The 23033-nt window shown below is 45.7% G+C and carries 22 protein-coding genes and 1 pseudogene; 12 read left to right on the forward strand and 11 right to left on the reverse strand.

Annotation, left to right across the window (positions count from 1 at the left end):
• Positions 1–13: 13 nt before the first annotated feature.
• From folX to ACED36_RS00745, 4 genes are all read left to right on the forward strand, one after another.
• Positions 14–376: a dihydroneopterin triphosphate 2'-epimerase gene (folX, locus tag ACED36_RS00730; protein WP_016958644.1), complete on the forward strand. Its 363-nt coding sequence runs from the start codon at positions 14–16 to the stop codon at positions 374–376.
• A 128-nt stretch (positions 377–504) separates the two neighbouring features.
• Positions 505–1041 (forward strand): cytochrome b, encoded by a 537-nt coding sequence (locus ACED36_RS00735; protein ID WP_371732567.1) that lies wholly within the window; start codon positions 505–507, stop codon positions 1039–1041.
• Positions 1041–1610, forward strand: a complete 570-nt coding sequence (locus ACED36_RS00740; RefSeq protein ID WP_016958642.1) for a YceI family protein — start codon at positions 1041–1043, stop codon at positions 1608–1610. The genes ACED36_RS00735 and ACED36_RS00740 overlap by 1 nt, the downstream gene beginning before the upstream one ends.
• Positions 1611–1814: 204 nt before the next feature.
• Positions 1815–2939 carry an amidohydrolase gene (locus ACED36_RS00745; protein ID WP_016958641.1) on the forward strand — a complete coding sequence of 375 codons (1125 nt, stop codon included), beginning with the start codon at positions 1815–1817 and terminating at the stop codon, positions 2937–2939.
• A gap of 113 nt (positions 2940–3052) precedes the next feature.
• Here ACED36_RS00745 and ACED36_RS00750 read toward each other — a convergent pair whose 3' ends face one another.
• The 3 genes from ACED36_RS00750 to ACED36_RS00760 all read right to left on the reverse strand — a co-directional run bounded on the left by ACED36_RS00750 (position 3053) and on the right by ACED36_RS00760 (position 7755).
• Positions 3053–4501: an MFS transporter gene (locus ACED36_RS00750; protein WP_016958640.1), complete on the reverse strand. Its 1449-nt coding sequence runs from the start codon at positions 4499–4501 to the stop codon at positions 3053–3055.
• A 524-nt stretch (positions 4502–5025) separates the two neighbouring features.
• Complete coding sequence (gene aroG, locus ACED36_RS00755; RefSeq protein WP_026023874.1) at positions 5026–6084, reverse strand: 3-deoxy-7-phosphoheptulonate synthase AroG; 1059 nt, start codon at positions 6082–6084, stop codon at positions 5026–5028.
• Between the two features lie 213 nt (positions 6085–6297).
• A complete protein-coding gene (locus ACED36_RS00760; RefSeq protein WP_016958637.1) occupies positions 6298–7755 on the reverse strand; it encodes a cobyric acid synthase in 1458 nt (485 codons plus the stop codon).
• A 209-nt stretch (positions 7756–7964) separates the two neighbouring features.
• Here ACED36_RS00760 and ACED36_RS00765 point away from each other — a divergent pair, with 209 nt between their 5' ends.
• Complete coding sequence (locus ACED36_RS00765; protein WP_017003459.1) at positions 7965–8516, forward strand: hypothetical protein; 552 nt, start codon at positions 7965–7967, stop codon at positions 8514–8516.
• Positions 8517–8621: 105 nt separating this feature from the next.
• Here ACED36_RS00765 and ACED36_RS00770 read toward each other — a convergent pair whose 3' ends face one another.
• Positions 8622–9509, reverse strand: coding sequence for an AraC family transcriptional regulator (locus tag ACED36_RS00770; RefSeq protein WP_016958635.1), 888 nt, complete (start codon positions 9507–9509; stop codon positions 8622–8624).
• A gap of 271 nt (positions 9510–9780) precedes the next feature.
• On the opposite strand from ACED36_RS00770, the gene ACED36_RS00775 reads away from it, so the two are divergent.
• The 4 genes from ACED36_RS00775 to ACED36_RS00790 all read left to right on the forward strand — a co-directional run bounded on the left by ACED36_RS00775 (position 9781) and on the right by ACED36_RS00790 (position 14152).
• A complete protein-coding gene (locus tag ACED36_RS00775; protein WP_371732568.1) occupies positions 9781–10248 on the forward strand; it encodes a (2Fe-2S)-binding protein in 468 nt (155 codons plus the stop codon).
• 1 nt (position 10249) lies between these two features.
• Positions 10250–12448, forward strand: a complete 2199-nt coding sequence (locus ACED36_RS00780) for a molybdopterin cofactor-binding domain-containing protein (protein WP_371732569.1) — start codon at positions 10250–10252, stop codon at positions 12446–12448.
• Between the two features lie 70 nt (positions 12449–12518).
• Positions 12519–13547: an XdhC family protein gene (locus ACED36_RS00785; RefSeq protein ID WP_371732570.1), complete on the forward strand. Its 1029-nt coding sequence runs from the start codon at positions 12519–12521 to the stop codon at positions 13545–13547.
• Positions 13544–14152, forward strand: a complete 609-nt coding sequence (locus ACED36_RS00790; protein WP_016958631.1) for an NTP transferase domain-containing protein — start codon at positions 13544–13546, stop codon at positions 14150–14152. The genes ACED36_RS00785 and ACED36_RS00790 overlap by 4 nt, the downstream gene beginning before the upstream one ends.
• A gap of 97 nt (positions 14153–14249) precedes the next feature.
• On the opposite strand, the gene ACED36_RS00795 is transcribed toward ACED36_RS00790, so the two are convergent.
• Positions 14250–15806, reverse strand: coding sequence for a BCCT family transporter (locus tag ACED36_RS00795; RefSeq protein WP_371732571.1), 1557 nt, complete (start codon positions 15804–15806; stop codon positions 14250–14252).
• A 146-nt stretch (positions 15807–15952) separates the two neighbouring features.
• On the reverse strand, positions 15953–16408 hold the full coding sequence (locus tag ACED36_RS00800) for a GNAT family N-acetyltransferase (RefSeq protein WP_371732572.1): 456 nt from the start codon (positions 16406–16408) through the stop codon (positions 15953–15955).
• 548 nt (positions 16409–16956) lie between these two features.
• Between ACED36_RS00800 and ACED36_RS00805 the strand changes: the two are divergent.
• A pseudogene (locus tag ACED36_RS00805) lies at positions 16957–17364 on the forward strand (methyl-accepting chemotaxis protein); the annotation flags it as partial.
• A gap of 24 nt (positions 17365–17388) precedes the next feature.
• Positions 17389–17763, forward strand: a complete 375-nt coding sequence (locus tag ACED36_RS00810; protein ID WP_371732655.1) for a CZB domain-containing protein — start codon at positions 17389–17391, stop codon at positions 17761–17763.
• A 61-nt stretch (positions 17764–17824) separates the two neighbouring features.
• Here the strand turns inward: ACED36_RS00810 and ACED36_RS00815 are convergent, their stop codons facing one another.
• The 5 genes from ACED36_RS00815 to ACED36_RS00835 all read right to left on the reverse strand — a co-directional run bounded on the left by ACED36_RS00815 (position 17825) and on the right by ACED36_RS00835 (position 21434).
• The gene (locus tag ACED36_RS00815) at positions 17825–18256 is read right to left on the reverse strand and encodes a hypothetical protein (RefSeq protein ID WP_016958627.1); all 432 of its coding nucleotides are present in this window, start codon (positions 18254–18256) and stop codon (positions 17825–17827) included.
• Between the two features lie 170 nt (positions 18257–18426).
• Positions 18427–19533, reverse strand: a complete 1107-nt coding sequence (gene modC / locus ACED36_RS00820) for a molybdenum ABC transporter ATP-binding protein ModC (protein WP_371732573.1) — start codon at positions 19531–19533, stop codon at positions 18427–18429.
• Positions 19530–20222, reverse strand: coding sequence for a molybdate ABC transporter permease subunit (modB, locus tag ACED36_RS00825; protein ID WP_016958625.1), 693 nt, complete (start codon positions 20220–20222; stop codon positions 19530–19532). Before modB ends, modC begins: the two co-directional genes overlap by 4 nt.
• A 3-nt stretch (positions 20223–20225) precedes the next feature.
• Positions 20226–20999, reverse strand: a complete 774-nt coding sequence (gene modA, locus ACED36_RS00830; RefSeq protein WP_371732574.1) for a molybdate ABC transporter substrate-binding protein — start codon at positions 20997–20999, stop codon at positions 20226–20228.
• Between the two features lie 135 nt (positions 21000–21134).
• Positions 21135–21434, reverse strand: a complete 300-nt coding sequence (locus tag ACED36_RS00835; RefSeq protein ID WP_016958623.1) for a hypothetical protein — start codon at positions 21432–21434, stop codon at positions 21135–21137.
• Between the two features lie 839 nt (positions 21435–22273).
• On the opposite strand from ACED36_RS00835, the gene ACED36_RS00840 reads away from it, so the two are divergent.
• Complete coding sequence (locus ACED36_RS00840) at positions 22274–22786, forward strand: RNA-binding S4 domain-containing protein (protein ID WP_371732575.1); 513 nt, start codon at positions 22274–22276, stop codon at positions 22784–22786.
• The last annotated feature ends 247 nt before the right edge of the window (positions 22787–23033 follow it).

Consider the following 23033-nt stretch of genomic DNA (forward strand, 5'->3'; position numbering starts at 1 on the left):
CGGAATGATAGCTATGCAAAATGCGATTATCACTATTACCAATCTTCGCCTACGCACATACATTGGCTTTAATCCTGATGAGCAAGAAAAGAAACAGGATGTTGTGCTGAACATTGAGATTCACTACCCCGGCGACAAAGCATGCTCAAGCGATGTCGTTGACGAAGCGTTAAATTATAAGGTGATCACGAAAACCATCATCGACCATGTCGAAAATGGCCGTTTCCTGTTGCTCGAAAAATTAGTTTCAAGTGTTCTCGATATCGCTAAAGGTCACCATTGGGTCACGTTTGCACGCGTAACCATCGATAAACCTCATGCACTTAGGTTTGCCGATTCTGTCTCTCTAAGCCTGAGTTGGCAGCAAGAAGAATGATACGGAATGCATAAAATTTAAGGTTCCTTCTATTTTTTCGAACAAGTTGTTCAGTTGCTGGTGCTTAACCTTAAAGCAATATTGATTATAATTCTCATTAACACTAATCAATTGGACACGTTTCTGAAATGGAAAAACCCGCTCAGTATGGCCTTACCCATCGCCTAATCCACTGGCTCAGTGCTTTGCTTATCATTGGACTGTTTGCCGCCGGATTGTGGATGGTTGACCTTACCTATTACAGCAGCTGGTATAAAACGGCCCCTCATTGGCACAAATCAGTCGGTCTTTGTGTCGCAGCATTAACCCTTTTTCGTCTGGTTTGGCGTTTTGTCAAAAGTACGCCAGAGATAGAGGGTAAACGATTCGAAAGAGTTGCAGCACACGCAGCGCACAACGTCATTTATATCCTATTGATTGTTATTTTCACGTCGGGCTATTTAATTTCCACTTCAGATGGTCGTCCCATCGAAGTTTTCGACTGGTTTGCAGTTCCTGCGTTGGGTGAGTTATTCCCTGACCAATCTGACATTGCAGGAACCGTTCACTACTATGCCGCTTTTGGGCTAATCGGATTGGCTGTATTGCATGCCGCCGCCGCACTTAAGCACCACTTTATCGATAAAGATAATACGTTACGGAAAATGATTGGAGGCAAATCGTGATGAAAAAGACCCTACTTGCTTTAGCGCTCGGAGCGACAACACTATTCTCAGCGGCTACGTTGGCAGATGACTATGTCATCGACACCAATGGCGCTCACGCGTCAATCAACTTCAAAGTTCCACATCTGGGCTACAGCTTTATTAAAGGTCGTTTCAACGATTTTGGTGGAGAGTTTTCTTACGATCCCGCGAATGTTACTGATTCGGTCATCGTTGTGAACATAGATACAACGAGTCTGGATTCCAACCACGCCGAACGCGACAAGCACTTGCGCAGTGGAGACTTCATTAATGCATCTAAGTTCTCAACAGCCACCTTTAAAAGTACATCTGTTGAAGAAAATGCTGATGGTACACTCACCCTTAATGGCGACCTGACATTGCATGGTAAAACCAATCCAATTGCTATTCAGGCAAATTTCATTGGTGCAGGTGAAGACCCTTGGGGTGGATATCGTGCTGGCTTTGAAGGGACTACCCGCCTTGCGTTGAAAGACTATGATATCGCGGTCATGGGTGCATCTAGCTATGTAGATTTAGAGTTGCATGTCGAAGGTATTCGAAAGTAATTTACTCACGAATCTCTCCAAACAAACTCCCCCTACTAATCGGGCAGATTTCAAATCTGCCCGATTTCTTTTCTCCCTCATTAGACTCAAAATCAGTTAAAAACAACTCTGATCTGCAACCCTAATAAAGTAGATTTTGATCACAAAATCGGCCAATCTGAGCGCGTAGAGTGTTGAGCTTATTTCTGCGAATTTGGCGGTGAAATGTTCAACCCAATTCTGTTTCGTCATCAATTGCATCAGATCCCAGAACTATCTGGTTTTGAAAAAAAAACACAGACAATCCTTGCTGAAAAATTACGATCTTTTGGTTTTGAGCCAATAGAAGGCATTGGGGGGCATGGTGTTGTCGTTCAAATTGAAACGGGTTTGGACGGGCCACGTCTTTTGTTTCGTGCAGATACTGATGCGCTTCCAATTAACGAACTCGCAAAACACGAACATGGATCGAGACGCTATGGCGCCATGCATGCCTGCGGACACGACGGTCACTCAGCCAGCTTAATGGCACTAGCACATCGACTGTCTTCTCAGCGCCTTCAGCGTGGTTCCATCACCCTTATATTTCAGCCTTCTGAAGAAAACGGGCTCGGCGCACTTGCCATGCTTAATGATAATGCATGGGCAAAAGGTAACATTGATTACGCATTTGGTTATCACAATATCCCTGGCTACCCACTGGGGCAGATACTCTGCCGAGATAACACTTTCTCTTGTGCATCGATCGGAGTTTCCATCACGTTCAAAGGCACGACTGCACATGCCGCCTACCCAGAAACTGCGGCCAATCCTTCCCGAGCCATCAGACAAATGATGCTAGACATCGAAACCTTGCCCACGGAGATAACTCAAGGGTTTGCTATGTCGACCATTGTGCATATCAATTTGGGACAAGCAGCATTTGGAACGACACCTCAATCTGGCGAATTAATGGCGACATTGAGAAGTGACAGCAACAAATGCTTTTCGACACTCTGTGCACAGGTGAAAGAGCGAGCAGAGTATTATGCAAAAAGAGATGATCTAACATTAAACATTGAATGGATTGATTCATTCAGTGCCACCATCAATCACAGCGAAGCTAACATGCTGTTGAAACAAGCATGTAAAGACTTAGGATTTGATTTCATTGGGCTTGAGCAACCAATGCGATGGTCCGAAGATTTTTCTGAATACGCTAAAACATGGCCATCAGCATTTTTTGGCATTGGCAGCGGAGCCGACCACCCGCCTCTTCATGATCCTCGCTATGATTTCCCCGACACGCTAATCGATATTTCAAGTAAGATTTTTGAGCAGATTATTCGCGATATGAATGGACTCAAATAAAATCCATCCCTCCTTTCTTGTTGTTAAAGTAAACAGATAGCAACAAAAAAGGGATGAACATATGTTCATCCCTTTCACGTGGTTATACGTTAAATCTAGATGAGATCTAGCACTTACAATTCACCGCGTAGCTCAACGAGTTTCGCTTTAATTGCACGTGCTTTGTCTTCCGACAGATCATATTTCCACATCACTATAATCGCGAGTGCTGCTGTCGAAGCCGGGATAATAATATCAGCAAGACGTAATTGAATCAGCGTTTCAGCCGACTGACTCGCGGCACCGGGGTCAAAGCCGACCAATTTAATCACCAAGCCCCCCAAGATTAGCGCCAGTGCTTGGCCTAACTTGACCATCAGCCAATAGATTGCACCGAAGGTACCTTCACGGCGTGGCATACCATTTGACAGTTCATCCATATCGCAAACATCAGCAGTCATACTCATCATCAGAGTAAACAAACCACCAATACCAAACGACATCAACGGGATCGGCATGAAGATCAACCAAGGGTTTGAAGGATCAAAGCTCCACCATTTCAGGCTGTAGCCTACAATTGAAATCATCGTTGAAATGATGAAAGCATTGCGCTTTCCATACTTGCTTGCCATCCAGCTAATAATTGGAATAACCAAAAATGCCGTTGTCATAGCACTAACCGTTGCAAACCATGCTGGCCAGCTACCTGTCGCGCCGTAGTCGCCACCAAACATATGGAAAACAATGATAAAGAAGCTAAATGAAGCCACCAATTGGAAGCCATTGAAGACTAAGAAAGTCGCGCCACACAGCTTAACAAAAGGGCCGTTTTTGAAGACTGTTCGAATGCCAGAAAAGACTGCTTTCAAGTTCGTCCACAATGTTGCGAATGAAATCTCAGCACGGTTCTCAAGTTTGCTGTCATCAAGACCTTTACAGAATAGACCCGGCAAAATACCCAAAACAATACATGCACCTGCAACATACAGAGAAAGTTCACGTACCCCTTCGGCCTGCGTTGGGAACAAATCTTTATCCGCAATCATTACCCAGAACCACGGTACGATCATCCATGCAACCTGACCCATCGTTTGAGCGAATGCCATCAAGCGAGTACGTTCGTTGTAGTCCGAGGTCATTTCGTAACCAAGGGCAACGAAAGGCGTCGCAAACATGGTGTTACCGATAGTGAAGATCATCGAGAAAATGAGGAAATACCAAAAGTTATACGCTTGAGATGCTTCAGGATCGAGTTGCCAAAGTAAGGCAAAAAACACGCCACTTAGAATGGCGCCAACAACAATGTAAGGCCTTCTTCTACCCCAACGTGATTTGGTGTTGTCTGTGATGAATCCCATGATGGGATCGGTTAATGCATCAAAAAGCCTTGGCAGTCCACCCAATAAACCCGCTAGAAATGGGTCAATACCAAAAGCAGTGATAAGAAAGAAAGAGAAGACGCCTAACGCTCCAGGTAAAAGGTTAAGCGTGAGTGTGCCTGCACCGTACGCCCCTTTCTGTGTCATCGGAACGTCGATTTTCGCTTTCATGATTTGATTTTCTGTCGCTTCTATCTGTGACATCGCTCTACTTGTTAACCGATTGTGAATTTGGTATTGCAATACTAACCAAGTGTTGCGAGATACATCAAATCACCCATCAAGAACACATGCCTATTAAATATCATTTTGAAAGCGCTTTCTTTGGTTCTATATGTCACCAACAGAAGCTTCCATTGTGATTATTATTAAAAATAGACTATTGGCGAGATTATCATCTGAATAGATGGGTGAATTTGGTATATTTCCTATAAGTGATGTGACATACAAATATTTGCGGATGAATGTAACGATGTATCGATTAGGAGACACAAAAAATAATGTACGCCTACGCATATGAATATTTCAGATTATTTTTTTATTCAACGACTTATTCATTTTCACCAATGCATCTCGATAAGACCTTCCGTTCACATTTATGCAACGAAAGCGCTTTCTAAAATAACGCCTGTTTTCAAACAAACTGCTGGGATGGCAGAAAAGAAAAAGAAAAAAGCCAGTGGGACCCCACTGGCTTTGATGTTCATTTATCAAGGAATTTCTAGACGTTAGCTTTTGCTTGCTCGACGCTCTTGAACTGCATCAGCCAGACGCTGAAGCACTTGCTCTGTATCAGGCCAGCCAATACATGCATCGGTAATGCTCTGACCGTACACAGGCGCTTTTCCTTCAACAAGATCTTGGCGACCTTCAACAAGGTGGCTTTCAATCATCACACCAAAGATAGCATCGTTTCCGCCAGCCACTTGGTTTGCAACATCGTCAGCGACAACAACTTGGCGTTTGAAGTCTTTGCTGCTGTTTGCATGACTGAAATCAATCATCAATTTGTTGCGCAGTTTTGCTGCATCCAGCTGCTCGGTTATCGCTGCAACGTGCTCTGCTGAATAGTTTGGCTCTTTACCACCACGAAGAATAATATGGCAATCATCATTGCCGGCCGTTTCAACAATCGCTGAATGACCATATTTGGTCACTGACAAGAAATGGTGCGGAGATTCCGCGGAACGAATCGCATCCGTTGCAATTTTTATGTTGCCATCGGTACCGTTTTTAAAACCAACAGGACAAGACAAACCTGACGATAGCTCGCGGTGTACTTGAGATTCTGTAGTACGCGCACCAATTGCACCCCAACTGATCAAATCGCCCATGTACTGTGGCGTGATCATATCAAGGAACTCGCCTGCCGTTGGCAATCCCATATCGGTAATATCAAGCAGCAATTTACGACCAATTCGTAAACCGTCATTGAGCTGGAAGCTGTTATCCATGTACGGGTCGTTGATCAACCCCTTCCAGCCAACAGTCGTACGTGGTTTTTCGAAATATACACGCATCACGACTTCAAGTTTGTCTGCATGTTGGTCACGAAGCGCTTTTAGCTTCTTCGCATATTCAACGGCAGCTTCTGTGTCGTGAATTGAACAAGGACCGATGATAACCAAAAGACGATCATCGTTGTCATTCAGAATATTGTGGATAGCTTGACGAGCATTAAATACCGTTTCAGACGCCTTTTCAGTGGCTGAATACTTCTCCAGAATTGCCACAGGTGGCAGGAGTTCTTTAATGTTGCTAATTCGTACGTCGTCTGTTTTATAAATGCTCATTATTTCACCTTGCTGCTCACTAACCATTGCTCCTACAAAGAGGTTAAGCAATGTGTTTCCCTACATATTGATTGTTAACTTATCGCCATTCCACACAGAGTGCAAACCTAATTTTACAGATATATTGATTTTTTTATGCGCTTACAACATTGACTGAGGAAATATATGTGCTAAAGGAAGCTTTGATTGCTTACCTAGTCATGATGATTAGCGAGTCGGCCATAGCTTTTCAAGATCGAGTGATGTTTCCAACGCATCCGCTAACACATTGAGACTCCTCTCTCTTTCGTCTTCCAGGCTAACCCGTTTCGCATCGCCTAGCCCTGCCCATTCCAGAAGCAATGAGCAGGCTTCTGGCGAATCAAACAGCCCATGCCAGTAGGTACCAAGCACGTTATTATCTTGATTAATCAACCCGTCGAGACCATTTTCTGATGAGATCAAGTGCTCCCCAGCGGAGTCTGTGATACCCATATGTATTTCATATCCAAAAACGGGGGCTGTTTTACCACAGAGACGTAATTGTCCTTTGCAACGCGTCAGTACTTTTTCACGCTCAATAATGGTGTGAGTGTTTAGATAGCCGAGTCCTTCAGCGCGTAAAATTGTTCCTTCAATACCGTGGGGATCTTCAAGCATCTTGCCAAGCATCTGATATCCTCCACAAATCCCCATCACTTTACCGCCATATCGCAGGTGCTTGGTAATTTGTTCATCCCAGCCGTATTCGCGCAATGATGCCAAATCTGAAATGACACTTTTACTTCCTGGAAGAATGATGAGGTCACACGTAGGTAAAGGCTTGCCCGGCGCAGCAAATTGCAAATTCACTTGAGGGTGAATCCGAAGTGCATCGAAATCTGTGTGGTTACTGATGCGGGGTACTACAGGTACCACAACGTTAAGGGTTTTATCAGTGTCCAAAGTAACCTGAGTGACATCAATGGCATCTTCTGCATCAAGCATCAAACCCTGAAGATAAGGCACGACGCCAATCACGGGTTTGCCCGTTTTCTCTTCTAACCAATCAAGCCCTGGTTCAAGTAAAGAAATGTCTCCGCGGAAGCGATTGATAACAAAACCAATCACACGATCTCGCTCAGATTGGGAGAGACAGTCCAATGTTCCAACCAAGTGCGCGAACACGCCGCCTCTGTCGATATCAGCAACAATAATCACTGGCACATCTGCTTCTTCAGCAAACCCCATATTCGCGATGTCATTCTCCCGAAGGTTTACTTCGGCTGGGCTACCTGCTCCTTCAATCAGCACACATTCAAATTGCTGTTGAAGAATAGAAAAAGATTCCATCACAGGCTTCATGGCGAATTGCTTATAAGATTTAAAGCCAATCGCGTTCATGGATTCACCCGCTTTGCCTTGCACAATAATTTGTGCGCCACAATCGGAGTTAGGCTTTAGCAGTATCGGATTCATGTGCACCGTGGGCTCTACACCACAAGCTAATGCTTGAAACGCCTGAGCGCGGCCAATTTCGCCGCCATCGGAGGTGACTGCGCTGTTGAGCGCCATGTTTTGTGGTTTAAAAGGCGCAACAGCAATACCACGGCGTAAAAGTACACGACCTAGTCCGGCGACAAGAACACTTTTCCCAGCATCGGATGTTGTGCCTTGCACCATGAGCGCTTTAGAAGTTGGAAGCATGAAAAGACCTAATAGTTTTTCGGCACATCAATATCGCCGACGAGGAATGCAAAAATATCACACTGTTTGCAGAAAAATGCCAACGCAATCCGTTGCTAAGAAATTGTTTGCAATCATGGTCAAAGTTATTTGAATCATCACTAAAGTTTTAGACCAGCAACTCATACACTCTCAAAAGTGTAAAAATTGTAAACAAGGCAGGGAATGCTGTGAAAATATTCAAAAAAATAAAAACCCTACAATGGGTTGTGATGCTGATGAGCCTATTATCTGCATCAACAATGGCGACTAACTTTAACTACACCAATCTAGAAATTGGTTTTACCGGAAACCCATCGGGGTTAGCTGCAACGGGCAGAATAGCCTTTATGGACGGCGCGCACTTTGTGGTGAACGGAAGTAGTCAATTTGAAGGGGACTGGATCGCTTCGGGCGGTGCTGGCTTTCATGCGCCAATCAACGGTTTTGTCGATGTTCATGGCGACGCTCGCATCTATTCAGTGAAATTTCCGCAAGATGATAAACACGATTTCGGCGAGCTTGCGTATGGCGTAAACGTGGGCTTGAGAGCATGGATACTGCCACAAATTGAGGCAAATGCGGTTGTCGGTCAGGTCGCCTTTGATTCTGATGACACACGCAGTATTGTTGAAATAGGCGGACGTTTCCACTCAACCGATGCGCTATCAATCGGTGCGAGCTATCGCGCTAATGGTCTTTATAAAGAACAATTTTATTTTAATGTCAGGTTCGAGTTTTAGTCGATAAAACATCTGTCCACAACGGAATCACCAAATAAGCCACAGTGCGAATTTAGCGAGATAGTATCGGTGTAGTTGGTCAACGCCGCCGTTTTTTTTGGGGAGTCAGCTTAACGTGCTGACGGACGATCGCGATTCGCTCGGTGTGAACCCAAAATAGCGTTTAAATTCTCGGCTGAACTGAGAAGGGCTGCTATACCCCACCCCATAACACACTTCCGCGACTTGAAATCCGGATGAAAGCATTGACCGCGCTTTGTGCAGCCTTAATGATTTCACATACTGAATCGGTGACACTGACGTCACTTTTCTGAAATGTTCATGCAGTGTCGACGAGCTCATACCCGCGACACTCGCTATTTCTTCAATATCAAGATTACGCTCAAAATTCTGCTCAAGATAATGTACTACTGGGGCGATGCGATTGGCCCCAGCATGATTACTCACGCTGTTTCGCAGTAAACCGCCGCATGGGCCTTTCAACACCTGGTAATACAGTTCTCGACGCAATGAATCTGCCAAAATCTGCTGATCCATGGGGTTATCCAGTGTGTCCACCAAACGACTAATTAGGTCAGCAATTGATGCCGTTAACCTTGTTGATTGCGTCAGTGCCATTTGTTGTTCATTGGTTGAGTCACGCTGCCAGGGCGCCATTTCCATCATTAACTGTCCGACCAAATGCTGGTCAATCGCCAAGCTTAGTCCTACATAAGGCTTATCTTTGCTTACTTCCGATAGGCTGGCTTCAACTGGTCGCGTCACTGAATTGATGAGGTAAGTGTGTGTGTCGTAAATATACGATGACTTTCCTGTCGTTACACGCTTCTGTCCTTGTAACACAAAACAAATCGTTGGCTGGAGGACAAGCGGGATCAACGGGATATTTGACGAACACGAATACAGTTTCAGCCCATCAATAGCCGTGAGGTGACAACCTTCGCTGCCCATCTTTGCAACGACTTGTCTAGCAAGTGACGATGTGAATTCCATAAGTGCTTCTACTCCTGATATACCCAAACAACCTCACGTTGTAGGGTTGAGATCACCTTTGAGGTTGTTTGGGTATAGCCGGACAATTATGACACTTAAGATGCATCTAATGTGAAACCAAAGCGATAACTCGTAGTTTTAGGCAAGAACTTTGGAACATCTCGATAACAAAAAGAACAAACGGCAGCCATAGTGACAAACGATAAATAGACTTCCCCGTTCCTCTCAAAGGAAAAAGAACAACGCTGCCAACCCTAGGAAGGAGATAACCATGGCCGTTTCCGTCAATATCAACGGACAAGATTACAATCTCGATGTTCCCGCCGATACGCCATTGCTTTGGGCTATTCGCGATAATCTACAACTCACGGGTACAAAGTTTGGCTGTGGATTAGCGCAATGTGGCGCTTGCACTGTGCATATGGCAGGCCAGCCTATACGTTCATGTGTTACCCCTATTTCAGCCGTTGTTGGTCAACAAATCACGACCATCGAAGGTATTGAATCAAAGGCTGCGGATCTTATTCAAGCCGCGTGGGAAAAGTTGGAAGTGCCTCAATGTGGATACTGCCAGTCAGGGCAAATCATGGCCGCTAGCGCACTTCTTGCCAACAACGCCTCTCCGTCAGATGCAGACATTGACGCTGCCATGTCCGGAAACATCTGCCGCTGTGCAACCTATGTGCGTATCCGCCAAGCAATTAAAGATGCGGCTACCGCGCTAAATGAGGTCGCATAACATGAGAGATTACCTTAAAGGATATGACCCTCTTAAGACAGAAAGCGGTCACGAAGAAGGTACAAGCCGCCGCGGCTTTATCAAACTACTGACAACGGCAGGTGCAGGACTCACACTGGGCATTCATTTACCGAGTATCGCTGCAGAAGCGTCAGAAACGGCAGGAGCGCCTTTCTCACCTAACGCCTTTGTTCGCATTGGTGCAGATGACACCGTCACCATTGTCATCAAACATCTCGATATGGGGCAAGGCGTGACAACAGGTTTAGCCACCATTGTAGCGGACGAACTCGATGCAGATTGGGCAAAAGTCACCACAGAAGCTGCACCTGCCAATGCAAAGGAATACAACAACCTGTTATTTGGGCCAGTTCAAGGAACAGGCGGCAGTACTGCTATTGCCAACTCCTTTATGCAGATGAGATATGCGGGCGCGAAAGCGCGGTCCATGTTGGTGAATGCGGCAGCGAAAGTATGGGAAGCTCCCATCGATAAAATCGTCGTCAACCAAGGCGTTATCTCCCATCAAACCACTGGGAAATCAGCCACCTTTGGTCAAATGGCAGAGCTCGCTGCGTTACAGAATGTACCGACAGATGAGCAAATAACATTAAAGTCTCCCGAGCAATTTACCCTTATCGGTAAAACAGGCACGCCTCGAAAAGATAAAGGAAAAAGCAACGGCACAGCGGTTTATACCCAAGACGTCCAGCTTGAAGGTATGCTTACTGCTCTGGTGGCACACCCTCCAGCGTTCGATGCAAAAGTCGTGTCGTTTGATTCAACAGCCGCCAAGCAATCACCGGGCGTGGTCGATGTAGTACAAATTCCCACCGGCATTGCTGTGATTGCCACGGATTTCTGGAGTGCAAAAGTTGGCCGCGACAAGCTAACAATCGAATGGGACAGGTCGGCATTCAAGAAAAACACAGCAGAAATGAAGGCAGAATATACAGCATTGGCGAATAAGCCCGGCCTGTCGGCACGCAACGATGGTGATGCGTCGGAGGTCCTGTCTAAAGCCAAGACCGTGGTTGAAGCCACGTATTATTTCCCTTACCTCGCCCATGCACCGATGGAACCAATGAACTGTGTGATCCTTGCAGATAGCGACAAAGCGGAGCTATGGTACGGCGCACAACTTCAAACCATTGACCAAGTTTCGGTGGCAACCGTGTTGGGGCTAAAACCGCAAAATGTCAGCATTAATACACTCTTTGCTGGTGGTAGTTTTGGTCGTCGAGGCAACCCGAAGTCAGATTATGTTGTCGAGGCCGCACACATAGCCAAGAAGCTACCCAATGTGCCTATTAAGCTAGTTTGGACTCGCGAAGACGACATGAGAGCAGGCTACTACCGCCCTATGTATGTACACAAAATTCGTGGGTCACTTGATGCAGATGGAAACATTGAAGCGTGGGAGCAACGAATTGTCGGACAGTCGATTGCTGCAGGCACACCCTTTGAACAATTTATGGTAAATGGTGGTGTTGATGCGTCATCAGTGGAAGGTTCATCAACACTTCCTTATGCCATACCCAATTTTTCAGTTCAGCTTCATACGGTCACTTCACCGATTCCAGTCTTGTGGTGGCGATCCGTTGGGCATACCCACAACGCCTTTTCCACAGAGACTTTCTTTGACGAACTCGCTTATACAGCAGGCAAAGATCCCGTCGAATTCAGAGCGGCACTACTCAAAAATCACCCTAGACATCTTGGAGTGCTCAAACTCGCCGCTGAAAAAGCGGGTTGGGGAACGCCACTACCTGAAGGTCGAGGACGCGGCGTTGCAGTTCACGAGTCGTTCAACAGTTACGTGGCTCAGGTGGTCGAAGTGACCGTCAAGAATGGACAGATTCAGGTAGACCGTGTGGTATGCGCTGTTGATTGTGGCGTGGCTGTTAATCCTGACATCATCACAGCACAAATGCAGGGAGGTATTGGCTTTGGCTTGTCACCTGCGCTCATGAGCGAAATCACCTTGCAAGACGGTGCTGTGGTGCAATCCAATTTCCACGACTATTTGGTTCTCAGAGAAACACAAATGCCAGAAATTGAAGTGCATATTGTGCCATCTGCAGAAGCCCCTACGGGTGTGGGGGAACCGGGTACACCACCCATTGCGCCGGCTGTTGCCAATGCTGTGTTTGCCGCTACGGGGAAACGTCTTTATGACTTGCCGATGAAACTGTCGTAGGTCGTAGTAGCTTGAACAGTAGTAAACGAATAATTACCGATTGCCATCAACAAGGTACGGAAGCATAAACATGTCCAACCATCTTCTTCATTTGTTGAGTCAGTGGTATCCCGAAAAAGACAATGCCGAGTGGGTGCTCGGCACTGTCTTCAAAACCGAAGGCCCCTGCTACCGCAAAGCTGGCGCCATGATGTTGTTCAACAGTTTTGGACAACAGTTGGGCATGTTAAGTGGCGGATGTTTGGAATCTGACATTCAGCGTCATGCCAAGAAAGTGATGGCGACGGGTCGTCCCATGACAATGGTTTATGACAGCCAGGATGAAGATGACCTCTCTTTTCAACTCGGCATTGGGTGCGGAGGAACGGTGCATATCATGTTGCACCCAATTTCAGCCAATAACGATTACCTTGCGCTAGACACCTTGTATCAACATCTCTCCGCGAGAAAATCGGGTCATTATTTTCAGAGAATTCCGACGAACGATGATGAAATTGACGCCCAGTTCGTTCCTTCCATCGCTGCTCACCACCTTCGCAGTGATAAAGAAACAATTGCAAGCAAGGTGCAAGAAGGCAAACAAACATGGCTTAAAACCTATGTTCAGCCACCCGTACATTTGATGGTCGCAGGCGGAGGGTTTGACGCAATACCTCTCGTGAACCTTGCCCATCAGCTTGGATGGAAAGTGACAGTTTGGGATCCTCGACCCGCCAACGCGCGTCGTGAATACTTCGGAAATGTGGATGAGATTTTGCGATCATCCGCCGACTTACTCGATACATATTGTCAACAGTACGGTGTTGATGCCGCCATAGTGATGACACATAGCGTTTCACTCGATGCCTCTGTCCTCTCAGCACTAAAAACGTCGTCTATTCGCTACCTTGCATTACTCGGCCCCGTTCATCGCAAAGACGAAGTCCTGGCCTTTGCAAAGTTATCTTTGTCACAATTCCCCTGCAAATTACACGCCCCTGCCGGTTTGCAACTCGGTGCAGCATTGCCAGAAGGTATCGCAATCTCTATGCTTTCAGAATGTATTGCAACGCTTAATAACGCGAACGCTATGTCGTTCAGTGGTGCCCTATCAGAATGAAAAAAATCGCAGCCGTAGTGCTTGCCGCGGGTCGATCTTCGCGGTTTGGCAGCTGTAAAGCACTCGCCCTGATCAACGATCGACCATTAATTGAATCTGCTATTGAAGCAGCAAAAACTGCCACGCCTGACGTTTTCGTTGCCACGGGTTATTGGCATAACGAGCTTGCTCAAGCAGCCCAAGACAACGCTTGGAATGCACGTCTTCTCTTTATCGAAAACTGGCAAAGCGGGATGGGTGATGTGATTGCCAGCGTAACGAATACGCTTGGCGATGATTATGAAGCAATTTTATTTCTTCTTGCCGATCAACCTGCGATTACGGGCGACAACATAGCGCTACTTTGTCAGGTCTATGAACGCCACAACTCCGATGCCGCTTGCTGCCAATATCCAGACACAATAGGCGTTCCAGCCATTATTAGCGCCAATGTGTTTAGCGAGCTAAAAGCACTACAAGGTGATCACGGTGCCAAAGCATTACTAATGGATAAAGCACACTTAATTGACAAGCTGGTGCTAGACCAGTGCAACATCGATATCGACACGCAAGAAGATCTCGATAACTACGTTCACTATCTCAACAACATGTCGTCATATTGGTGATTTAATGCAGAGATAATGAGATTGTTAGATAGCAAAAAGCCATCCTATGCGGATGGCTTTTTTCACGTAACGGCCTACTCTGCGTTGCCTGCCTCTATTAAGAACAAGGCGTGGCTGAAGCTAAACTGCTCGAGTTTTCCTGTTTGCTTTGAATCATCATCTGACGAATGGTGATCGGTGCACAAATCAATGTCGAAGCAACCAGCAAAGAAACAGGAACCGCCGTGATCACGATGAACGACTGAAGAGCACCCAAGCCACCTTCACCAGCCAACAGCAATACCGCCGCAACAACACCCAATGTCATCGCCCAAAACAAACGATGATATTTAGAAGGCGTCGCATCTTTTGACGTCACTACAGCAATAGAATACGCCATAGAATCACCCGTTGTCGCCACGAATGTGGTCGTCAAAACTAAGAACGCTGGCACTAAAATCGCCTGAAGTGGTAACTGCTGTAGCATAGCGATCAGCACTGCAGGTAAGCCTGCCTCGGCAAGGGGACCAGAAATACTACCCGGCTGAGACAGCTCAAAGAAAATACCTGTACCGCCTAGTGCACTAAACCAAAAGTTCGTCGCAATCGGCGCACAGATAGCCACCGCAAACACCAAATTACGAATACTTCGGCCATCAGAAATTTTAGCGATGAAAATTGCCATCATCGGCGCAAAGCCGATAAACCAACCCCAAAAGAACCACGTCCATCCTGTCATCCAACCCGCACTGTGGTCGCCCAAACTCAAAGCTGGGAAATTCACAATATAACTGCCGAACGCCGAGCCGAATTGTTCAAAAATGAACGTCGTTGGGCCGAGTATGAGTACCGCGACCAAAAGCGCGACAGCACCGATGACATTCATTTTGGATAGCCACTGCAACCCTTTATCCATCCCCGTGAAGGCCGAAATGGAATACACAGCAACGACGGCAAACAGAATGCCGATTTGAAGCGTTAGCGTATTTGCCACGCCAAACAAGGATTCAACGCTATAGCCTAATTGACTAGCCAGAAACCCAATGGGACCAATGGTGCCAGCTGCAACACCTACAATCGAGAAAGTATCTACAACCGCACCAAACCAATGGTTTTCCAGCTTCTTGCCAAATAGGGGATAAAGCAACGCACGTGGACGAAGTTTCAAGCCCTTCTTGTGGTGAGCGTGCATCAAAATGATGGTCGACAACGTCCCTAACACTGCCCAAGCAAGAAAACCCCAATGGAAAAAGCTTTGCCCTAACGCGCTAGACACTGCTCCTTCTGTGGTTGAACTTAACTCGGAAAATGCTGGTGGTGCAGAGATGAAGTGGTAGACAGGCTCAGCCGCCGACCAGAAAACACCGCCACCCGCGAGCAAGGTACACATGATCATCGACAACCAGCGGAAGGTACTGATATCAGGTTGAGTCTTATTGCCCAATGTCATACGACCTGCAGGAGAAATCGCGATGAAAAGTGCCAAAAGGAAATTCCCGACCATTAGCCACTGCCAAAACGGTCCGAAAAAATGCGCGGATTTTGCAAAAAGTGTATTGATGATTTCCGAGAAGCGCGAGATATCCATTGTCGCGGCCAATAGAAATGCTGAAAAGAAACCGATGGTCAATGTTGAAACAAGTTTATCGCTAGAAATTAGAGATTTAAAAGTCATGCTGCTCTCACTGTGGGCGTGAGGGATGGAACTCTACCAGCACATTTCGGTGATCTCCATCACTTTATTCGTGTCCTAATGAATTTTCGTTACATTCACAGGCTTTCAAAACACAAAATAGAAATATAACTATTTGTTTTATATGGTTAATTTGAAATCATGTCATGATAGACACTTTTTTCAGAGTCGTTTATCTCAATGAGATCTAAGTATTTGCGGTAATAATCTTCACTCGTCGTGGGAATGACGGCATAGCCATACCCATAATCTTTCATCGCTATCAGTGTTTTATGCAGTAACTGTCTACCCACTCCTTTTGCTCTCACGTTTTCTTTCACACCCAGAGGGCCAAAGAATCCTTTCGCGGTGCCATCAAAGCACGAAAATCCCAATATTTCGTTATTTTCAATGGCGATAAAAAGGCTGTTGTTATGTGAATAAGCAGTGTCAGCTTCACTTCGCCATTTTTCGTTAAAATGGGTTTCAATCCAATTCAGCACCATGTGCTTTTCTGGCCCGATCGGCTTTCTGATCGTCACCGCTTTTATTAATGCGGCACTTTCTATAAATGGGTTTTGGTAAAGCTTCACTAAGTAATCCATTAACCACCTTTGGGATCGATATATAACGACGAAAGCGCCACCGTTCCCACACATTACATTAACGAAAAAGACCCTTCAATAAAACAATAAACCCGCGATAAAACAACAAATGGAGAGCTAGCACTTCACACGTGCCACTGACTAAACCTTCGTTATACATTAACGACAATAAAACAGGCAAACACTGAGTATTTATACGTGTTTTTAGCCAAGTTATTCAATAGAATCACGCCATATTCGACGAGCGAATTCTCATCCCAAGGAAACAAAGCATGGCATTTTGGAACAACAAAGAACGCGAAATGGCACTTACCGCTAGGTTGTGTGAGCTTGAAACGAATTACAAAAATAAGCTAACCGTGTTGGAGCAACAACTCGAAGAAAAAGATGCACAAGCTTCGATATTACACACTCGTATCGAAGACCTATTAAAAACAAGTCAGTGCCAACAGCAAGGTGCTCAAATGTTGGAAACGATCCGAGAAGGCCTCCTCAGCAATGCCGACATTCTTGTTGCCGAAAAAAACGAGTTGGCTGCGCTTGACGATATGTTCGCACAAACCCTTTCTGCAATATCAAATCTGTCTTTGCGAGCAAATCGAATCACTGAAGAAGCACAACGTAACCAATCCGCGGTTACCGAACTCACGGAAACAACTACATCTATCAGTCGATTTGTTTCGGCTGTAAAAGAGATATCGGAACAAACCAACCTTCTGGCCCTTAATGCCGCGATTGAAGCTGCACGCGCAGGCGCCGCAGGGAGAGGTTTTGCCGTGGTAGCTGACGAAGTGAGACAATTAGCGAGAAAAGCCGGAGAAGCAAGCAGCCAAATCGAAGCGCTAGTTAAAAAAGTCATCGCGCAGAACCGTGATATCCAAGCTTTGGTTGAAGAAAGCCAGCATGGTGCTGAAGATGTTGCCACTTCATCAACACAGATTGAGACTGTCGTTTATCAAGTGATCGATAAATCAAAGAACATGCAGCGCGTTATCCAAAATGCCGCAGTTTCATCGTTTCTTAACACAGTAAAACTGGACCATGCCGTATGGAAAAGCTCAGTCTATAAATATGTCAGCAACAGCGACTATTCTCAGCAAGTTAACCGCCATACCGAATGTCGTTTAGGAAAATGGTACTTTGAAGGTGAAGGCGCTAAGCACTTTAATTCATTGCCTTCCTTCATCGCTATCGATTCGCCACATAAACAAGTTCACGAATCAGGCCGTCTTGCTCTTGATGCAGGAAAGCGTGGTGATTTTCATTCAATGGTTGGTCACCTAAGGACAATGGAAGAGGGCAGCATTCAAGTCACAACCGCCATTGATAGACTTATTTCTGAAAGCGCGAGTTAATCGTTCGTTTAGGAATGTGTTCGTTACGCTGCTCGTCAGCAATTAAAAAAAGCCTGAATATTCAGGCTTTTTCCATTTTTCGCTTCTTTGATTTTGAATGTGATTCAACAATCTGTTTGTGCAGTGCCAACGCTGCCCGTTGCAATCTTGGATGCAACTGAACCTGTCTAGTTTCCACCAGCGTCTTATTTAAATTAATTACCGATGCAGTCAAACACGCCGCTACTTTAACTTGACCCAGTTTTTGTGCGTACATCGCGGTTTTAATCGCCATAAATGCACGCTGATCATTTTTCTTGTAGCTTTGGGTAGCGAATCGCTCGAATCTTAAGAAATCTTTGTGATAAGAATTATGAATTCGAAAGACATGCTTGTCGTAGTATTCTTTGTACTTGCTGTAACTACCCGAACGGTTCGCTTGCATGAGCTTCTTTACCCACTCAGTCGACTTGATCGTTTCTTTCTTAAACAAGCCGGTTAGCCATGCAAACATTTATTTCTCCTACTTGCTCATCTCAAACCGTTACCCTTTGAGGGTATCCAATTCGCACGTGATTACGCTTTTTTACGCTGTCTTACCCCTCCGTTTTGCGGCACATAGCACACACTGTACGGAATCGGCAGATTCTACTGAAAATTGAATCAAAGTGCGCAAGTAAATTGTTAGTTATTGCGATGATCGTGGGCTAAGTCGCCACGGGCGATGCTCACCCCTTTTAACTGCGCGTAAACTTCCTGACCTTCCAATAAGCCAAGTTCATCCAATGCCCACTGAGTAATGTTTGCAAGCAATGTTTCGTTACCGACTCGCAACACCAACTGACAATAGCCGCTCTCTGATGATAACGATGCCGCCCTCTCAATTGACTGAATAACCGACGGGATCACATTGCGAATGCTGGTGTCATTAGAGCGTGTTTTTGCAATAGAGATATCGTTAGCGAAAATACGTAACCTAAGCGACGCGCCAGCATTTTCGTCGACTTTTGTCACCCACAGCGGCTGCCCTTCTAGATCTAACTGTGTCATCGCATAAACAGGATGAGAGCCAACAACCGTCGCTGTAACCAGTGCACTCTGTTCTTTCGCTGCCAACCATGGGCGCATGGGTAGTGACCCCCAAACATCATGTAACGAACCATTGGCGATAACCTCACCTTTTTCCAACAGCAACATATGGTCAGCAAGCTGTAATATTTCATCCAAACTATGGCTAACATATATGACAGGGACATGTAATGTCTGAGCCAAACGCAATAGATAGGAGATGAGTTCTTGTCGGCGGGGCTTATCCAACGAGGCCGTTGGCTCGTCCATGATCAGAATTTCCGGGTCTGACAATAGTGCGCGACCAATGGCAACACGCTGTTTTTCTCCCCCGGATAAGTCATTAGGATAACGAGAAAGTAACGCGCCAATATCTAGCAAGGAAACAACCTCGTTAAATTTGTCGCTATTGGATACTTTGCTTCCATAATTGAGGTTTTTCGCCACAGACATATGAGGGAATAGCCGGGCATCTTGAAACACATAACCGATGCGTCGTTGCTCTGGCCGCAAGTTGACACCAGCAGTGCTGTCAAACAGTACTTTGCTTCCAATGCGAATACTGCCTGAATCTGGCGTAACTAAACCGCTTATTGCGTTAATCAACGACGTTTTGCCTGCACCCGATCGTCCGAAAACCGCGGTGATCCCAGTAGATGGAATGGATGCAATCAATGACAGCGAAAAATCTTCTCTTTGGAGTGACACATCTAAGGCGATCATTTAATGCCCATCCTTCGCTTCATTCTTCGGCTTAACCATTCAGACCCAAACAAAGACAGCAGCGCGATCACAATGGAGATCGCACATAATCTCGCCACACTTTGCTCTGCACCCGGTGTTTCGAGAAAGGCAAACATGGCTAGTGGTATGGTTTGTGTCTCCCCCGGGATATTGGAAACGAACGTAATGGTTGCCCCAAATTCACCCAGGCTTCGCGCAAACGCCAATACAAATCCAGATAAAATCCCCGGCGCAATCAGAGGCAAGGTCACGGAGTAGAAAACGCGCCATCGTGACGCTCCCAGTGTTCGTGCGGCCTCTTCAAGCCGCTGATCGACCAATTCTAACGACAGTCGAATCGCTCTTACCAATAAAGGGAACGCAACAACAGCAGACGCCAAAGCTGCGCCTTTCCAGCTAAACGAGAACGTCACACCGAACGTGTCATACAGCCACTGTCCAACCACGCCACGCCGCCCCATAACAACCAAAAGCAAATAACCAATAACGACAGGAGGTAACACAAGAGGAAGATGAATAAATCCATCTAATAACGATTTCCCAACAAACTGTTTTCTGGCGAGAACCCATGCCACGGCAATACCCAGCGGCAAACTCACAGCCACAGCGACCAAGGAAATTTTCAAACTTAGGGACAGTGCTTCCCATTCAACGGGGGTTAAAAACATGTCTTATTGGTGCTCTAGTGGTTTGTTGATCACGATGAATCCGTTATCACGCAAAACGATTCTCGCTTGATTGGAATCTAAGTAGTCAAAGAAAGGCTGCGCAGCGAGCGTCGCGTCGGTAGTTAACGCTTTAGGGAAAACGATTGGCGTATGAGTGTCATTAGGAATATCTGCCACAACACTTACCGAAGGCGACGCTATGGCATCAGATCGATACACAATGCCCAGTGGCGCTTCACCGCGCTCGACCAATGCCAAAGTGGCTCGGACACTGTTTGAAAACGCCATTTTGTTTTTCAGCGAATTCCAAATGCCAAGTGATTGAAGCGCTTCTTTGGCATAAATACCCGCAGGAACATGACTCGGATCAGAAATAGCAATACGACTGCTGCCAATAGCTTTTAGTAAAGCATCAGGCGACAAACTGATAGTCTCAGCGTCGTCGGGATTCGCAATCAGCACCAAGGCATTTTCTACCCAAGGCGACACAGAAACGGGATCAATAACCGCTTCAGAAATCGCATAATCCATCCATTTTTCATTGGCTGAAATATAAATATCTGCGGGCGCACCGTACGCTAACTGACGCGCTAAGGCTGAGGAAGATGCATAAGAAATTGTGATTTTGTTTTGCGTTTCGCGCTCATACTCTTGGGCGATGAGATTCAATGCTGTGGTCATCGAAGAAGCCGCATACACCAAAACTCTATCGCTTGCGGCGACAGAGCCTGCAAACAAAGAGAATGCGGTCAGTATTAACAGGAAGCAGCGTTGCATACGAGCCCTACGTGTACGCGACAGAAAGGCACTATCATAACAACTATTTAAGCGACATACCCGAGCAAACTCAAGATGCTGGTTCAGAGAGAATTCATTTGCTGGCAAAGCCACCAAAGCAATACAAAATTCGTGCTACGCCTCAGTATTGATGACGATCGTATATCTGTTATCCCCAGCCACCAGCATATAGAGAATTTGCTGACCCATTGAAGGGTGAGAGATGAGGTAGTTCCCTTGTGGAAATTCAGTATCAGCTGGGCCGACAAGCACCATGGTAAAATGTTCGACTAAACGCCCATCAATCTCAGTGCCATTTCCACTTTCTTCACGTACTGATTCAACCAATACGTCATATTCGTTTTCTGCACCGTCAATTAACTGAACTGTCTGTCCAGTCAACTTGGAAATATTATCCCAAGACAACACATTCATTCTTTCTCTCCCGACATCCATGTTGGCAATATCATCGTGGTGAAGCCAAATTTATCCAGTTTCATGGTTCACAAAATTTCGATGAGTGAGCAGTGATTAAAGTGTAGCCACAAGCCGAGTGACAAACTGATTTTAAGTATGATTTTCTGACAGTTGCCCCAAAAATTATTGAAAAAGTGGCGACTTGAATCAAGGGCGAATGAATGAATCAGTTTTAAAGGTCGTTTTATGGGGAGTAAGAAAGATAAAAATGGAGATGGAGATGGAGTATTAAACCAGAAACGCCAAGTGACGTTTCTGGTACTGCTGCGATCAACGCATTTTCAAAGGACGCGTATTTTGCGGTTTATTTTGATGATAGAACCACAGGCGTCTGGCTTTATTAGTCATAATAAACACCTCTTATTATTAGTTCAGGTATTAAACAAGCGAACAACACCCACACTGTTTAGACAGCGCACACCGTTAACTTCCTGATTGATATAAAAACACTTCATGTATGCATAGTGTCAATGAATGACGTATCCCCTCGCTTTTTTAGAGGAGCACTTCTTCTAGAGTGGTGTGTATACTCAGATATGCATAATGCAGCTAAAGATATGACAGCGAATAATTGGAAAAATTCCACACACCATCACGATAAATGTATTTGTATTACATTAGATTGCAAGTTTCAAGTGAATCTCGCCCCAAGCATACTGGCGTCATCACAGTTCAGTTGAAAGCTTGTTGCCCATTAACGCTTTCATAGCCAAACACCTCAAACCGCCATTTCTCGCTGCTATCTTTGACCGAGTTCAGCTACACTCCGCACATCTACCTGTAAAAGAGTAACAAACATGTCTCAAGAAGAGATTGAAATCGAGGCCATTGGCGTCGAAGTGTCAGCGCACCCAGTAGAACTCTACAAAGTATTGAAGATCGCCAACGCCGTTAGCGGTGGTGGCGAAGCAAAGATGGCTATCGTTGAGGGCTATGTTGTCGTCAATGGTGAAGTCGAAACGCGCAAGCGCCGTAAGATCCATGACGGTGATGTGATTGAGTTTAACGAAGAGTTTTACGTGTTACTGTGCGACGAGCCGCCAACACCAGTAGAACCAAGAAAACCAAAGCCAGCCGCAGTCGAGAAAAAACCGCAGGCTCAACCAAAAGCTAAAGCACAAAAGCCAGCGAACAACGCTCAAGCTAAAAAGGCTAAACCCCAGAAAGTGGACAAGAAAGCGGCGAGTAAATTGAGCAAAAGTGCCAAGTCGTCACTGAGTGCTAGCGCCAAGACAGTGAATTCGGACAAACCTGCAGAAGACAAGCCAAAAAATGACGCGGCTACAGGGCGTTCGTCCATCACTTTCTAATGCCCATCGGATTAAGTAAGCAGTCATCAATTTACCAATAGAATTTACCAATAGAAAAAGCCACCTATTAAGGTGGCTTTTTGATTAGCTCTAAAAAGTTTAAAATCTAATACTGTGTGGTGGTACCTAACAAAACTTGCCTTACTATGCTCACTACGCTGAGCTTCCTACCTCGTGCTTTTCATTGCATGGGTTCTATCGGACAGTAAGGTCTACTTTCACTTACGATGCGTATTCCTACGCCAGT

Origin of the sequence: Enterovibrio sp. FF113 (assembly GCF_041439165.1) — a bacterium.
GTDB lineage: Bacteria > Pseudomonadota > Gammaproteobacteria > Enterobacterales > Vibrionaceae > Enterovibrio > Enterovibrio norvegicus_A.

What these genes read in the sequence shown, in the direction of transcription:
- ACED36_RS00740 (WP_016958642.1), top strand. Translation starts at nt 1,041, where the DNA reads ATGAAAAAGACCCTACTTGCTTTAGCGCTCGGAGCGACAACACTATTC.
- ACED36_RS00735 (WP_371732567.1), top strand. Translation starts at nt 505, where the DNA reads ATGGAAAAACCCGCTCAGTATGGCCTTACCCATCGCCTAATCCACTGG.
- ACED36_RS00815 (WP_016958627.1), bottom strand. Translation starts at nt 18,256, where the DNA reads ATGTTTGCATGGCTAACCGGCTTGTTTAAGAAAGAAACGATCAAGTCG.
- ACED36_RS00790 (WP_016958631.1), top strand. Translation starts at nt 13,544, where the DNA reads ATGAAAAAAATCGCAGCCGTAGTGCTTGCCGCGGGTCGATCTTCGCGG.
- ACED36_RS00835 (WP_016958623.1), bottom strand. Translation starts at nt 21,434, where the DNA reads ATGAATGTGTTGTCTTGGGATAATATTTCCAAGTTGACTGGACAGACA.
- modC (WP_371732573.1), bottom strand. Translation starts at nt 19,533, where the DNA reads ATGATCGCCTTAGATGTGTCACTCCAAAGAGAAGATTTTTCGCTGTCA.
- ACED36_RS00800 (WP_371732572.1), bottom strand. Translation starts at nt 16,408, where the DNA reads ATGGATTACTTAGTGAAGCTTTACCAAAACCCATTTATAGAAAGTGCC.
- ACED36_RS00750 (WP_016958640.1), bottom strand. Translation starts at nt 4,501, where the DNA reads ATGTCACAGATAGAAGCGACAGAAAATCAAATCATGAAAGCGAAAATC.
- ACED36_RS00780 (WP_371732569.1), top strand. Translation starts at nt 10,250, where the DNA reads ATGAGAGATTACCTTAAAGGATATGACCCTCTTAAGACAGAAAGCGGT.
- modA (WP_371732574.1), bottom strand. Translation starts at nt 20,999, where the DNA reads ATGCAACGCTGCTTCCTGTTAATACTGACCGCATTCTCTTTGTTTGCA.
- ACED36_RS00810 (WP_371732655.1), top strand. Translation starts at nt 17,389, where the DNA reads ATGCAGCGCGTTATCCAAAATGCCGCAGTTTCATCGTTTCTTAACACA.
- ACED36_RS00840 (WP_371732575.1), top strand. Translation starts at nt 22,274, where the DNA reads ATGTCTCAAGAAGAGATTGAAATCGAGGCCATTGGCGTCGAAGTGTCA.
- ACED36_RS00770 (WP_016958635.1), bottom strand. Translation starts at nt 9,509, where the DNA reads ATGGAATTCACATCGTCACTTGCTAGACAAGTCGTTGCAAAGATGGGC.
- ACED36_RS00760 (WP_016958637.1), bottom strand. Translation starts at nt 7,755, where the DNA reads ATGCTTCCAACTTCTAAAGCGCTCATGGTGCAAGGCACAACATCCGAT.
- ACED36_RS00785 (WP_371732570.1), top strand. Translation starts at nt 12,519, where the DNA reads ATGTCCAACCATCTTCTTCATTTGTTGAGTCAGTGGTATCCCGAAAAA.
- ACED36_RS00795 (WP_371732571.1), bottom strand. Translation starts at nt 15,806, where the DNA reads ATGACTTTTAAATCTCTAATTTCTAGCGATAAACTTGTTTCAACATTG.
- ACED36_RS00775 (WP_371732568.1), top strand. Translation starts at nt 9,781, where the DNA reads ATGGCCGTTTCCGTCAATATCAACGGACAAGATTACAATCTCGATGTT.
- modB (WP_016958625.1), bottom strand. Translation starts at nt 20,222, where the DNA reads ATGTTTTTAACCCCCGTTGAATGGGAAGCACTGTCCCTAAGTTTGAAA.
- ACED36_RS00745 (WP_016958641.1), top strand. Translation starts at nt 1,815, where the DNA reads ATGTTCAACCCAATTCTGTTTCGTCATCAATTGCATCAGATCCCAGAA.
- folX (WP_016958644.1), top strand. Translation starts at nt 14, where the DNA reads ATGCAAAATGCGATTATCACTATTACCAATCTTCGCCTACGCACATAC.